This window comes from Streptomyces sp. NPDC020362 (assembly GCF_040642095.1).
Classification (GTDB): Bacteria; Actinomycetota; Actinomycetes; order Streptomycetales; family Streptomycetaceae; genus Streptomyces.
In genome coordinates, this window is the sequence record NZ_JBFAET010000236.1 from 1 (window position 1) to 12,435 (window position 12,435).

At 71.5% G+C, this 12,435-nt stretch carries 15 protein-coding genes; 7 read left to right on the plus strand and 8 right to left on the minus strand.

Annotated features, from left to right (window positions below; all coding sequences use genetic code 11):
- Window positions 1–170: 170 nt before the first annotated feature.
- Window positions 171–305, minus strand: a complete 135-nt coding sequence (locus AB0H32_RS42125) for a hypothetical protein (protein ID WP_361132935.1) — start codon at window positions 303–305, stop codon at window positions 171–173.
- A 260-nt stretch (window positions 306–565) separates the two neighbouring features.
- Between AB0H32_RS42125 and AB0H32_RS42130 the strand changes: the two genes are divergently transcribed.
- Complete coding sequence (locus AB0H32_RS42130) at window positions 566–1,339, plus strand: VOC family protein (RefSeq protein ID WP_361132937.1); 774 nt, start codon at window positions 566–568, stop codon at window positions 1,337–1,339.
- Window positions 1,340–1,535: 196 nt separating this feature from the next.
- Window positions 1,536–2,093, plus strand: a complete 558-nt coding sequence (locus AB0H32_RS42135; RefSeq protein WP_361132940.1) for a nitroreductase/quinone reductase family protein — start codon at window positions 1,536–1,538, stop codon at window positions 2,091–2,093.
- 99 nt (window positions 2,094–2,192) lie between these two features.
- Here the strand turns inward: AB0H32_RS42135 and AB0H32_RS42140 are convergent, their stop codons facing one another.
- The 4 genes from AB0H32_RS42140 to AB0H32_RS42155 form a co-directional block, all read right to left on the minus strand.
- Window positions 2,193–3,317, minus strand: a complete 1,125-nt coding sequence (locus tag AB0H32_RS42140; protein WP_361132942.1) for a DUF2235 domain-containing protein — start codon at window positions 3,315–3,317, stop codon at window positions 2,193–2,195.
- A gap of 8 nt (window positions 3,318–3,325) precedes the next feature.
- Window positions 3,326–4,309, minus strand: a complete 984-nt coding sequence (locus AB0H32_RS42145) for a DUF6424 family protein (RefSeq protein ID WP_361132945.1) — start codon at window positions 4,307–4,309, stop codon at window positions 3,326–3,328.
- 443 nt (window positions 4,310–4,752) lie between these two features.
- A complete protein-coding gene (locus tag AB0H32_RS42150) occupies window positions 4,753–6,024 on the minus strand; it encodes an MFS transporter (protein ID WP_361132974.1) in 1,272 nt (423 codons plus the stop codon).
- A gap of 565 nt (window positions 6,025–6,589) precedes the next feature.
- On the minus strand, window positions 6,590–7,267 hold the full coding sequence (locus AB0H32_RS42155; protein ID WP_361132948.1) for a metalloregulator ArsR/SmtB family transcription factor: 678 nt from the start codon (window positions 7,265–7,267) through the stop codon (window positions 6,590–6,592).
- A gap of 97 nt (window positions 7,268–7,364) precedes the next feature.
- Here AB0H32_RS42155 and AB0H32_RS42160 point away from each other — a divergent pair, with 97 nt between their 5' ends.
- Window positions 7,365–7,613 (plus strand): hypothetical protein, encoded by a 249-nt coding sequence (locus AB0H32_RS42160; RefSeq protein ID WP_361132951.1) that lies wholly within the window; start codon window positions 7,365–7,367, stop codon window positions 7,611–7,613.
- Between the two features lie 246 nt (window positions 7,614–7,859).
- Window positions 7,860–8,345 (plus strand): pyridoxamine 5'-phosphate oxidase family protein, encoded by a 486-nt coding sequence (locus AB0H32_RS42165; protein WP_361132954.1) that lies wholly within the window; start codon window positions 7,860–7,862, stop codon window positions 8,343–8,345.
- Between the two features lie 82 nt (window positions 8,346–8,427).
- Here AB0H32_RS42165 and AB0H32_RS42170 read toward each other — a convergent pair whose 3' ends face one another.
- Both AB0H32_RS42170 and AB0H32_RS42175 read right to left on the minus strand, forming a co-directional pair.
- A complete protein-coding gene (locus tag AB0H32_RS42170) occupies window positions 8,428–8,574 on the minus strand; it encodes a hypothetical protein (RefSeq protein WP_361132957.1) in 147 nt (48 codons plus the stop codon).
- 62 nt (window positions 8,575–8,636) lie between these two features.
- Window positions 8,637–8,777 (minus strand): hypothetical protein, encoded by a 141-nt coding sequence (locus tag AB0H32_RS42175; protein ID WP_361132960.1) that lies wholly within the window; start codon window positions 8,775–8,777, stop codon window positions 8,637–8,639.
- Window positions 8,778–9,131: 354 nt separating this feature from the next.
- Between AB0H32_RS42175 and AB0H32_RS42180 the strand changes: the two genes are divergently transcribed.
- Window positions 9,132–9,857: a dienelactone hydrolase family protein gene (locus AB0H32_RS42180; protein ID WP_361132963.1), complete on the plus strand. Its 726-nt coding sequence runs from the start codon at window positions 9,132–9,134 to the stop codon at window positions 9,855–9,857.
- Between the two features lie 521 nt (window positions 9,858–10,378).
- Here the strand turns inward: AB0H32_RS42180 and AB0H32_RS42185 are convergent.
- Window positions 10,379–11,302 (minus strand): SDR family oxidoreductase, encoded by a 924-nt coding sequence (locus AB0H32_RS42185; RefSeq protein WP_361132965.1) that lies wholly within the window; start codon window positions 11,300–11,302, stop codon window positions 10,379–10,381.
- Between the two features lie 83 nt (window positions 11,303–11,385).
- Between AB0H32_RS42185 and AB0H32_RS42190 the strand changes: the two genes are divergently transcribed.
- Window positions 11,386–11,952 (plus strand): helix-turn-helix domain-containing protein, encoded by a 567-nt coding sequence (locus AB0H32_RS42190; protein ID WP_361132968.1) that lies wholly within the window; start codon window positions 11,386–11,388, stop codon window positions 11,950–11,952.
- 128 nt (window positions 11,953–12,080) lie between these two features.
- On the plus strand, window positions 12,081–12,435 hold a 355-nt coding region (locus tag AB0H32_RS42195), incomplete at its 3' end, for a signal peptidase I (protein ID WP_361132971.1).

The following is a 12,435-nucleotide window of genomic DNA, read 5'->3' on the forward strand; positions in this document are numbered from 1 at the left end:
ACAGTTCCCACATCGACGGGTCGAAACTGGGCGAGCTCACCATCAGGACGCGCTCGCCCGGGCGGGGCCGCACCACCTCCGCCTGGGTGGCTGCGCAGGCGTCATCACCCCGAACCGGGAGGTCACTCCTTCCGCTGCACACCACGCGCCCGCAATGGCACACCGGGCGATCAGTCCTGGAAGACACGGTTCAGGCAGTGGTCCAGGACCGCGGCGGCCGACCCGGGGCTGCACCGGCCGACCAGGACGCCGGCACCGAGCCCGGCGGACAGGGCGAGCAGTTCAACGGCAGGGCTGACCCTCATGGACTCGGTCGACCGACCGCCGCCGGACCCGGGGCTGTGCCGCGAATCCCGGCAGGGCGCGGAGCTTGCGCGTTCGGCAGGCGCGGCCCGAAGCCGTGGAGTGCAGCCCGAAGCCGTGGAGTGCAGCCCCAAGCCGTGGAGTAAGGACACGTTCCCCACCTCGGGTGAAACCCCCGGTCCGGCCGGGGCGGTGTGCGGGGCCCCGCCCATGGGGTCGGCATAGTGACGGGGCTTCGTACCGGACTCGCAGGAGGAATCCCATGCTCGGCACCGCCTTCCGTACCGGATCACCCGTCTGGATCGACCTCGGCAGCCCGGACACGGATGCGGCCGCCGCCTTCTACGGCGAAGTCTTCGGGTGGCGGCTCGTGTCCGCGGGACCGCAGGCGGGCGGGTACGGCTTCTTCCAGAAGGACGGAATGACGGTAGCCGCCCTCGGTCCGCTGACCGAGGAGGGGGCCAGGTCGGCCTGGACGACCTACTTCCGCAGCGATGACGCGGAGGCCACCGCCCGTCAGGTGGTCGAGGGCGGTGGCAGCGTGCGCGTCGAGCCCATGAGCGTGGGGGAGGGGCAGCTGGCCCAGTTCACCGACCCCCAAGGCGCACAGTTCGCCGTTCTGCAGTCCGCCATGGGGGTGCAGAAGGCGTCCGAGGACGACACGCTGGTGTGGGTGGAGCTGCACGTGGCCGACCCGGGGGCGGCGATCCGCTTCTACCATGGGCTGTTCGGCTGGCGCTCGCAGGAGATGCAGGCGCCCGGCATGACGTACCGGGTCCTCAGCATCGCGGCCGGCGACCAGCAGCAGGGTTCCTTCGGCGGTGTGGCCCAGTTGCAGGGGGAGCAGGAAGAAGCGCGCTGGGTGCCGTACTTCGCGGTCGCGGACGCGGATGCCGTCGTCACGGCGGTGCAGGGCAACGGTGGCACGGTGCTCATGCCGGCGGCGGACGTGCCCGACGTCGGACGCATCGCCTGGCTGACGGACCCGGGCGAGGCGGTGTTCGCCGTGCTGAAGCCGAACCCGCGCCAGGCCTGATCGCCGCGGAGGACTCCGAAGCCGGACGCGAGCGCGGTGAACCGATCCGCCGTCGGCTCTTCGTGGCCATGGCCCGAGCCCGTGACGTCCTGTGGCAAGGCAGCGTGACCGGGTAGCCGGAGCGGGCCCGGATCAGTGCCGTGACCGCCGGGCGGTTCCGACGGCCCGGGGCGGGGACAACAGGCGTTCCTGACAGGTGTCCAGCGCGGCCTCCAGGTCGGCCCGGGTGACGGCGTGTCTGCTCACGGCCACGCAGATCCTGATCGCCGTCGAGTGGGCCGACTGGTTCGTCGACCCCACGGTGCCACGACGCCCGGCCCTATCCGTCGGGCTGAGCGGGGTTCTCGCCGCCAATGTGCCGCTGCCCCTCGCCGGCTCCCGGCTCAAGCGCGCGGTGGTCGCGCCCGTGCAGCGCCGCCTGGTCAATCCGCCGGTGCGGTTCCTCCTGCGGCTGGGGGTCATGCCGCTCGGCCACGCGCTGCCGGAGACCCGGGGCCGGGCCGGCGGACGCACCCGCACCACACCCGTGGGCAACGGCCGGGAGGGAGACACCTTCTGGATCGTCGCCGAGCACGGGGAGCGGGCGGGCCACGTGCGCAACAGCCGGCGCTGCACGAGGTGCGGGTCCGCCTTCGCGAGGGCGTGCGCTTCGCCCGGCGCAGCGGAACCGCCCACGTCCTGCCGGACGAGGACCCCTACGCCCGGCAGCGCCGCCCGAGCCGCCGGCGCCCCTTGCGCGCGCTCAACGCGGTGATGGCGCGGGTCATGGGGACGGAGTTGGTCACGGTTCGGGTGGATCTCGCCGAGCGTGCGCCCGCCGGGGTGTCCCCTCGGTGACGGGCCGAAGGAGCGCTCAACCACCGGGTGGCGGGACGGGCTTGGTCCAGTCGGGATCGGCCCAGCGGCCCGTCTCCTGCGGACCGGGCAGATCCGGGCGGTACCCGGGATCCCGCTCCCGCCGCAGCCTCACGCTGGTGTGGAGCACGGCATCGTCGGGCAGGGCACGGGAGCGCCGGCCCGTGAGGATCCACAGCGGGCCGTTCTCGTGCACCGGTGCCTCGGCGAAGGCCTCGGTGACCCCACAGGTCGTGCCGTAGGCCCCGGGCCGGAAGACCAGGTCCTGGGTGACGCCGTCCGTGATCCACTTCAGCGGGATCGCGGAGAGCAGAGGCGCGCCTTCGGCATGGGCGAACGTGCCGCCGACATCGGAGTGCACTCCGGCGAACCAGACCTCTTCGGCGGTGCCCTGATGCGGCGCGGGGCGGGGTGTCACCAGGAACTCGGGGTAAGGACGGCGGGTCTCGTCGAGCGACACGGCGTGCCGTATGCGGGCGGCGTTCGGTACCTGACGCGTGAACGGCCACTGCAGATTGCCCAGGCGCACGAGGCCTGCCGCCTTCACGGTGTCCCAGACGCCCAGGTAGGCCACGGGCAGGGCGTGGTGCGAGACCTGCCGCGGATTGTTCTGCCTGACGTCCTCCCACAGCGGTTCGTTCTCGGTGCGCCGGCAGAACGCGTGGGAAAACCGTGCGACCTCCTGCTCACTCCTGTCGATGTCCTGATTGAAGGCGTACTTCGCCACGGCGTACGGCACCAGGTTCTCCGAGCCCGGACGCATGAGCCCGGGCTTGTTGAGCATGCCGACGAGCGCCCGGGCGGTGTAGGCGCCACGGCTGAACCCGAACGCGTACACCAGGTCGCCCGGCTGCCAGTGCTGCATGACGTACGTGTACGCCTCTGCGAGATTGGTCCGCAGCCCGCTGCCGAAGGCGAGACCGCACAGGCGGGAGAGCCGGCGGCCCACCGGTCCCCGGGCGGTGGCCGACGACATGGTCCCGACGCCGGGGTCGTAGTACACCAGTTGCCGGGCGGGATCGTCCGCGTCCAGCATCTCCATCAGCCTGACCACGTTGGTGGGGTGGTTCGCGCCCACCTGGTTGCCCGTGCCGTCCAGGCAGATGACGAGGGCGCGAGACACGCACGGCCTCACTGCGGGCCGGAGGCGCGGCGGCCGTGCCGTCCCGCGCTTGCGGACAGCGGACCGGAGGCGGTCCGTTGTCCGGGACCGATCTGCCGGGCGAAGGCCTGCATCGCCACCGTGCTGTTCGCCGGCAGGACGGCCATCAGCCCGCGGTCCTGGGCCTCCGCGATCGTCCCGGCGGCTTCGCTGCCTTCGGGGACGAAGGCCAGACGGACATGCCCGTCGCCGGAGCCGCGGCGGTCCACCGGGGCGACGGCGCCGTGGGTGCCGTCGGGCAGGGTCACCCACAGCTGGAAGTCGTCGTACCGGACGAAGTCCGCGCCCTTCACCGGCCAGGGGTAGTGATGCTCACCGGGCACCTTGGGAAGGATCCCCTGGTGGTTGTCGTGGCTCAGCGGCACGCACGCGTTGAACAGGGAGTCGGTCCAGGCCTCGACCCCGTCGGCGTCCTTGATCGGTGTGCGCAGCAGATTCTCGGCCCGCTCGTAGCCCAGTTCCGCCAGGGCGGGCAGGGTGAGCGGGAAGGCGTCCACCAGATCGGCGGCCTCCTGCCGGAGCCGGTCCACCTTCTCCGGGTCGGCGCAGAACTGCATGCTCCACTCGATGCCGACCCGTGCACGGTACATCCGCCAGCGGTCCGCTCCCTTGACCCACAGGCTGCCGCCGTGGTGCATCTCCCAGGACGCGGAACCGTTCGGACCCGCCCCGGGAGCGACGGGTCTGGGTCCGTAGGGCAGGTCGATGTCCTCCATCGTGCGCAGGATCGCTTGTGCCGTCTTCTTCGCGGCGCGGAAGTGCGACGATTCGAATCGCTTCGGGTGTTCGACGAGGCGGATCTTCCACGGATGGTTCTCCGATTCGACGCCGCCCGGCGGGAGCACGGTGTGGGTCATGGCTGACCTCCTCGGCCCGGCCTCACGGGCCTGGTCACGGGTTGTGCAGGGCGGCGGCGCCCTCGGGCGGGGCGGAGTCCCCCAGCAGCCATGCATCCATCATGCGCTGCGAAACGGTGGGTCGCGAGTCGAGCAGAGGTATCGTCAGATCGCGGCCGGTGACGGCCGGCTGCCCCGTCGACGCCGATGGGCGTGTGCGGCGACCGGGAGCGTGGCGTGTCGCCGCAGGGCGCTTGCGGACACCCCCCGGACGTCCCGCGCTTGACCGACGGCGGGGTGGGCGCCCGCCGAGGGGCAGGCGGCCCGGCAGAACCATGGGTGACGGGCGTGGCGCCGACTCCACCGTGCCACCCGCCACCGGCAGGGGGACCACGAACACGCGCCCCGACCGGTGCACTTGGGCAGTGCTCGACCACCTGGACCACATCGGTTTTTCCCGTAGACGGCCTTGCCGTTGTCGAAGCCGAAGGGCTCGCCGGGCGGGAGTGTCACGGGCGCCTTGATGCGGGGGCCGGATTCTGCCGGGGGAATTGGCCGGTTCATCGGCTGCTCGCGGTCGCGGCGATGGCGGGGAGGATCGCGAGGGCGAGGACCCCGCCGGCGAGGGCGAGGACCGGGTAGCCGGTCCCGGCGACGACCATGCCGGAGGCCAGGCCGCCGGTGGCGCCGGCGATGGCGATGGAGACGTCGACCATTCCCTGGGTCCTGGCGCGGGTGGCGAGCGGGACGGTGTCGGTGATGATCGCCGTGCCCGAGACCAGGCCGAAGTTCCAGCCCAGTCCCAGCAGGGCCAGGGCACACGCAAGGAGCGCGACGGAGTCACCGGGCGCAGCGGCGGCGAGGATGCCGGCGGTCAGGAGGGTGACACCGGAAGCGGCAGCGATCTTCAGCGGGCCGTAGCGGTCGACGAGCCAGCCCGTCAGCGGCGAGGGCAGGTACATGGCGCCGATGTGGATGCCGATGACGAGACCGGAGGCGGCGGTGCCATGACCGTGGTCGTGCAGATGGACCGGGGTCATCGTCATGATCGCGACCATGACGAGCTGGGTGACGACCATGACGAGCGCCCCGAGGACCACGCCTGTGCGAGGGGGGTGCGCGGGGTCGGTCGCCGCGGGCGCGTCGGCGGCGGTGGTGCTCACCTGGGCGGCGGCGAGGGTGCGGGCCACGAGCAGCGGGTCGGGCCGCAGCCGGACGGCGAGGACGAGCGCGGCCAGAGCGTAGGCGGCGCCGGACAGCAGGAAGGGGCCCGCGAGGTCGGGGATTCCGAGGGTTTCGGCGAGATCGCCGGTGGGTGCGGCGAGGTTGGGTCCGGTGACGCCGCCGAGGGTGGTGGCGACCAGGACGGTCGACACGGCGCGTGCCCGGTGGCCGGGGTGGGCCAGATCGGCGCCGGCGTAGCGGGCCTGGAGGTTGGTGGCGGTGCCGGCGCCGTAGACGAACAGGGCGAAGAACAGCAGGACGGGGCTGTCCAGGACGGCGGCGGCGATGACACCGGCACTGCCGACGGCTCCGGTGAGGTAGCCGGCGGCCAGACCGGGGCGGCGCCCGCGGGCCTGGGAGAGGCGGCCGACGGCGACGGCGGCGAGCGCGGATCCGGCGGTGAACAGGGCGCTGGGCAGTCCGGCGAGGCTGGTGGTGCCGAGCATGTTCTGGGCGAGCAGGCCGCCGACGGTGACTCCGGCGGCGAGTCCGGCCCCGCTGAGGATCTGGGATGCGACCAGGACACGAAGGATGCGGCGCTGTGCGTGGGCTGCGTCGGGCACGTCGGCTATGGAGCCCGGCGTGCCCTGTGCGGTGGACTCGGTCATGCCTCTCCTGCTCTTCGTCGAACGCTCTGGTCGAGCGCCCGTCATCGGAAGTTCTTCGTCGGTTGCGCGCGGTCGGGTGCACCTCGTCGGATGCTCGGCGCCGTCGGATCGATGGCCGACCGGCAGCCGGGTCAGCGCGCGGTGGCCGCCTTGACGAGCGTCTGTGCCGCCGTCTCGATGCCGGCCGTCCCATCGGCCCAGCGACAGGCGCAGCGCCCCCATCGCGCGCTCGCTGTCCAGGCCCATGGCCGTCAGGACCGGGGAGGGGGAGTGGTTGCCGCTGTGGCAGGCCGAGCCGGTCGGGGCCGCGATTTCGTGGGCGGCGGCGAGGAGTTCAGGACCGAGTACGCCGTCGACCGTGACGTTCAGCGTGTTCGGCAGGCGCTCCTTCTCGGGGCCGCTGAGGTGCACGCGGCCCGGCAGCGCCGCCGCCAGCCGGTGATGGAGGTCGTCCCGCAGAGCTGCAGTGCGGGCCGGGGCGCCGTCGGCCAGGTCACCGGCCGCGATCCGGGCCGCGGCACCGGTGCGCCGACCAGGCCCGGGTGCACGGGCAGGGGACCGCCGGTCATGTCAAGTCCCCGGTGTCGACGGGCAGTTCTGCCAGTCGCCACTCCAGCATGCCGTCGTTGAGGCGGACGGCCCGCCGTGCGTGGTCGGTCAGCAGCCGTACCGCGTCGTGGGCGAGGACGCAGTATTCGCCGCGGCAGTAGACGACGATCTCCGTCTCCTCGGGCAACTCGTCGATCCGGTGGGCCAGTTCCTCGACCGGAATGGACACCGCCCCCGGGATGTGCCCGGCCCGGTACTCCTCGGGCGGTCGTACGTCCAGCATCACCACGTCCCTGGCCGCCATGCGGGCGCGCAGCTCCTCCTGGGTGACCTCAGCCGCGTCGTCCTCGCCGAGGTAGGCGTTCCGTGCCGCGGGTACGGCGGCCTGGTGGGCCTCGGCGACCTTGCGCAGCAGCGCGAACAGCTGAGCCACGTCGTCGCCGGCGAGCCGGTAGCGGATGCGGACGCCCTCGCGGCGGGTGGTGACGAAGCCGGCCTGCTTGAGGGTCTGCAGATGGGCCGAGGCCGTGGTCAGGTTCAGTCCCGCGGCCTTGGCCAGGGCATCGACGGTGCGCTCGCCCTGGGCGAGCAGATCGAGCAGCTCCAGGCGTTTCCCGCTGGCCAGCGCCTTGCCGCTGGCCGCGAACGCGTCGTACAGCCGCGCCTTCGCACCGGCCGTGGTGGTTCCCGCCAAGATATCCTCCATAAATCCATGGAATAGCGTAGAAGATGGTGACGGCGATGACCACACGCCTGGCCGCACCGTCTTTGCCGGATCCTGGAGGACTGCCGTGGGCTTCGCCGACGACCACCTGATACCGCTGGTCGACCACGGACTGGGCAACAGCGCCTCCCTGGTCGATCCGGGCGACGGCCGCGCCCTGGCCGTCGACGCGGGCCGCGACCTGCGAGCCCTGAAAGCCGCCGCCCAGCTGCGCGGCCAGCGGGTCGCGTTCGTGGCCGACACCCACCTGCACGCCGACTTCCTCTCCGGCGCCGTCCAGCCAGGCCATGACCACCGGGCCGCTTTTCCGGACTAAGGGTGGTGCCTCATAACGTTGGTGCCACGAAGTTCTCGATCGTGAGCTGGTGTGGGAAGGCGCCGAGCAGCTCCGGTGACTTTTCGAAGGTGACGCGGTAGGAGTTGCAGAAGCTGGCGAGCGCGGCCCGATTACCGTGGGCGAGTAGACGGCGATTCGGCCGCGGGTGTCGAGAACGTGGCGGGTTCTCCGTCCCAGGGGCATAGCGGCCACGAGCGGCCGCGCGACAGTGGAGGACGGCGAGTCATGGACCCCAAGCAGATCGCACAGGAGCTGGCCGACGCCCACGAGCTGTTGAGCCAGGCGTCAATGGCGCGGCTGGCATACAACGGACTCGACGGGCGCCCACGTGTCATCCCGATCGGGATCTTCTGGACCGGCGACGAGATCGTCATGTCCACCGCGGCCACGGCGCCCAAGGTAAGAGCGCTGTCCGCCCGCCCCGAGGTTGCCCTGACCATCGACGCCGGCGACAGCCCCGGCTCGGCCAAGACACTGTCGGTGCGTGGCGTCGTGCACCTCACCATCGTCGACGGGGTGGTTCCGGAGTACCTCGCGGCCGCGCGGAAGAACTTCGACGCCGAGTACGCGGCCGAGTTCGAGCGGAACTGCCGGGCTATGTACGACCAGATGGCGCGTATCGCGGTCGAGCCGCAGTGGGCACGGTTCTACGACTTCGGTGCCGGCCGAGTGCCGCAGTTCCTCGCCGAACTCGCCAAGAAGTCGAGCTGACCGCGTCGCCACGGAGACTTTGAGCGCGTGAACCCTACAGGTACGACACCAATGTCATGAAACAGCACAACTAAGGGATCGATCACTGGACACCTGCTGCGATGCCGTTGCCGAAGCGATCCGTGAGCATCGAACGGAGTGTGTCCAGCTGGTCGGCGAATTCAGCTCGCTCGCCGGGCAGCATCGTGCCCACGATGCGCTGAGCTTCCGCTTCGTCTTCGTTGAGCACGGCAAAGAGCGCTGCGGTCGCGTCGAACGCGGTAACCGGTGGGGTGTGCAGGCGGAATCCCTTCAGAAGTTGGTGGTCTTGAGCACGCGGGGCAGGTGGACATGCAGGTGGTCGACTTCGACATCGCGGCCCCGCTCGCGGAGTGCGCGGGCAAGGATTTCGGTGAGGCCGCTGGCCCTTTTCCGGACCAAGAAAACGATCACGATTCGGCACCCTTTAGTGCGCGAGGAAGGTGGTCCTGCATGTGCTCCATCACGGCGACACGTCCAAGCTGCCAGAGCCGGTGACCAGCGATTTTTGTGAGGGCGTGCGCCCTGTAGCGACCGAAGGCGCATCCGATGGCTGCTCGTCCGGCGCGGGGTATGCCCCCGGCGGAAGAACCGGCAGGTCCACCTCCAGCACCGTGGCCAGGGCAGGTGATCCGAAACCGCTGCCGCAGGAACGGGGTTTGTGGCGGATCGTGAGCCATCGCCGCATTTCAGAGGAACACCCGCGCTGCTCTGCCAGCGGCAGAACAGCGGCCCGACCGGACTCGACGATCACTACTGTCCAGTCGCATGACGACGATTACAACGCGCACGGTCGAGTACCCGGCCGACGGTCTGACGATGATCGGGCACCTCGCACTCCCGGCCGGAGTCGATCGCCGGCCTGCGGTGCTGCTCGGGCCAGAGGGCATGGGGCTCAGCGACGTCGAGCGCCGCCGGGCCGATGCGCTCGCCGAGCTGGGATACGTAGCGCTGGCCTTCGACCTCCACGGCGGGCGCTATTTGGGCGACCCCGAGGAGATGCTTGCCCGTTGCATGCCGCTGCTCGCCAACCCCGACCGGATGCGGGGCATCGGCCACGCGGCGCTCGACGTGCTCCGCGCCGAGCCGCGGACCGACCCCGACCGGATCGCCGCCGTCGGCTACGGCACCGGGGGCGCAATCGCGCTGGAACTCGGGCGCGACGGCGTCAACCTGCGCGCGATCGCGACAGTCAACGCACTGACCACGGGCCGACCAGGCGAGACGGCGCGCATCCGCTGCCCGGTGTGGGCCGGGGTCGGGTCGGAAGACCCGATCATGCCGCCCTCGCAACGGGACGCATTCACCGCCGAGATGCAGGCCGCGGGCGTCGACTGGCGCTTCGTGGTCTACGGCGGAGCCCTGCACGCATTCCACCACCCACCGGTCGACCACACCGTGCGCCCCGGCGTTGGCTACCACCCACGGCACGCGCAGCGAGCCTGGCACGACATCGTCGACCTGCTCGCCGAGTGCCTGACCGTAACGGAGTGATCTGGTCGACAACTGCGATTCCGGGCCGCGGACCAGGCCCGTCGACCGCCACCGGCTCCGGTGGTCTCACCCTCGACGCGGTCAGCGGCTGGCGGGATCGGCCTGCCGCCCGGGCCCGTGGGGAGGTGCAGGCAGCCGAACGAGAACAGGCGCATCGGGTGCATGCGGGGACTCTCCTGGGGGTGTGGGAGTGGCGGGTGGGTCGGTGAAGACGGGCATGCCGAGGTCGACGAGTTGGGGACGGCCGTCGACCGCCTCGGTCTCCCACCACGCCCACCCGAGCCGGCGGGCCAACGCACCGGGCACCTACCGCTTCTGGCGGGGCATCGAGTACGCCACCGGTGCCCTCGCCGACGCCTTCGGCCTGGATGCCACGGTGATCGCCGCCGCCGTCCTCACCGCCGGTTCCGGCCTGATCGCAGCCCACTCGATCACCGAGCAGCGGCCGCCCCGTCAGCCGGGTCCGGCGGATCGGCGGCGCCCTCGCACGCCCACGGTGCGGGTGGTGCCGTGGGGACCGGTCAGGCAGCGGTGGCGGGTGTGTGGAAGTAATGCCCCTTGTCGAGGTCGGCGAGGAGGCCGGGGTGGGTGGGTTCCCAGCCCAGCAGGTCTCGGGTGAGGGAGCTGGAGGCCGGGAGGTCGAGGCCGAGGAAGGCACTCAGCCATGTGAAGTGGCCGGCTGCGGCTTCGGGGGCCACGGAGGCCACCGGCACGTCGAGGTGACGGCCGATCGTCTCGGCGACCGCGCGGATCGCGACGCCTTCCTCGGCGACGCCGTGCAGCACCGATCCGGCGGGGGCTTTCTCGACCGCCAGGCGGAACAGCCGTGCGGCGTCGAGGCGGTGGACCGCCGGCCAGCGGTTGGCGCCGTCACCGATGAAGCCGGAGACTCCCTTGGCGCGGGCGATGGCGACCAGGGTGGCCATGAAACCGTTGTCCCCGTCGCCGTGGCAGGTGGGGGAGAGCCGCACCACGCAGGAGCGCACGCCGCGTGACGGGAGCGCGAGTACCGCCTGCGCGGTGACCGCGCGGATCGAGATCGGCGAGCCGTCGACCGCGGGCCTGTCCCGTTCGGTCGACACGTGCCCCGGCGCGAGTCCGGCCAGGCCGGAGGCGAGGACGAAGGGTCGGTCGGTGCCGGCGAGCGCGTCGCCGAAGGTGTCGACCGCTCGGCGGTCGGCCTCGGCGGCGCCCCGGAAGTCGCCGGAGAAGGCGATGTCGTGCTTGAAGGCGAGGTGGATCACCCCGTCCGACGCGGCGGCTGTCTTCCCCAGGACGTCGAGGTCGTCGACGGTGCCCCTCACGACCTCCGCCCCGGCCGCGGAGAGCGCGGCGGCGGACGTGTCGGAGCGGGCGAGCCCGACGACCTGGTGTCCCGCGTCGACGAGTTCGGATACGACGGCGGAGCCGATCCAGCCGGACGCGCCGGTCACGAAGATGCGCATGGGAGGTCCTCAACTGTTGATGTCAGTTACTGTCATCGACGGTACACCTGATGTCAGTAGCTGTCATCACGTAGGATCTGCGCATGGGCAGATGGGAGCCGGACGCGCGCGGACGCCTGGCGAACGCGGCGCTGGAGCTGTACAGCGAGCGCGGCTACGAGCAGACGACTGTGGCGGAGATCGCCAAGCGGGCCGGGCTCACGGAGCGGACCTTCTTCCGGCACTACGCCGACAAGCGTGAGGTGCTGTTCGCCGGCTCCGTCGAACTGCAGGAGCTGTTCGTGCAGGCGGTCGCGGGCGCTCCGGAGTCCGCGGCGCCGGTCGAGGCGCTCGCGGCGGGCCTCGACGCGGTCTGCGAGGTGTTCGTCGACCGGCGCGAGTACGCACGCAGGCGCCACGCTGTGATCACGGCGAACGCGGAACTCCGGGAGCGCGAGCTGATCAAGCTCGCCTCGATGTCGGCCGCGCTCGCCGAGACCCTGCGCCGACGCGGCGTCGTGGAGCCGGCCGCGAGCCTGGCCGCCGAAGCGGGGATCGCCGTCTTCAAGGTCGGCTTCGAGCGCTGGGTCGACGCGGCCGAGGAACGAGAGATGGCGCAGGTGATGCGCGAATCACTGGACGAGCTCAGGACCGTGGCGCGGGGCGGCTGACGAGCTCAGGACGTGGCCCGCGGCCGCTGACGAGCTCAAGACGCCGGCCCGCGGCAGTTGAGGACGTGCTGCCGCGGCGCCGGTCGCGCTCGGGGTGGCAGGACGGCCGGGTGTTAGCGTCCCGGTGCATGGACGACAGCGTGTACGTGGGCAACGCAGGCAGGGATGCGGCACTTGACCGGGGCTGGCTGCTCGGGCACTTCAAGGCCGCAGGCGATGCGCGCCACAGCGACGCCGTCGAGATCAAGTGGGGTGTCCACCCACCGGGCGACAGGCGAGCACAGTGGGTGCGGGGCGAGGAACGCACCACCCTTCTCGTTCTCGTCAGCGGTCGCTTCCGTGTCGAACTTCCCGACCGCAGCGTCCTGCTGACGCGTCAGGGCGACTATGTCGTGTGGGGGTCGGGCGTGGACCATTCATGGGTCGCGGAAGAGGAGTCGGTGGTGCTGACCGTGCGGTGGCCGTCCGTCCCCGGGTACGTGG

What these genes read in the sequence shown, in the direction of transcription:
- AB0H32_RS42150 (WP_361132974.1), bottom strand. Translation starts at nt 6,024, where the DNA reads ATGACCGAGTCCACCGCACAGGGCACGCCGGGCTCCATAGCCGACGTG.
- AB0H32_RS42190 (WP_361132968.1), top strand. Translation starts at nt 11,386, where the DNA reads ATGGGCAGATGGGAGCCGGACGCGCGCGGACGCCTGGCGAACGCGGCG.
- AB0H32_RS42130 (WP_361132937.1), top strand. Translation starts at nt 566, where the DNA reads ATGCTCGGCACCGCCTTCCGTACCGGATCACCCGTCTGGATCGACCTC.
- AB0H32_RS42125 (WP_361132935.1), bottom strand. Translation starts at nt 305, where the DNA reads ATGAGGGTCAGCCCTGCCGTTGAACTGCTCGCCCTGTCCGCCGGGCTC.
- AB0H32_RS42165 (WP_361132954.1), top strand. Translation starts at nt 7,860, where the DNA reads ATGGACCCCAAGCAGATCGCACAGGAGCTGGCCGACGCCCACGAGCTG.
- AB0H32_RS42180 (WP_361132963.1), top strand. Translation starts at nt 9,132, where the DNA reads ATGACGACGATTACAACGCGCACGGTCGAGTACCCGGCCGACGGTCTG.
- AB0H32_RS42185 (WP_361132965.1), bottom strand. Translation starts at nt 11,302, where the DNA reads ATGCGCATCTTCGTGACCGGCGCGTCCGGCTGGATCGGCTCCGCCGTC.
- AB0H32_RS42145 (WP_361132945.1), bottom strand. Translation starts at nt 4,309, where the DNA reads ATGCATGGCTGCTGGGGGACTCCGCCCCGCCCGAGGGCGCCGCCGCCC.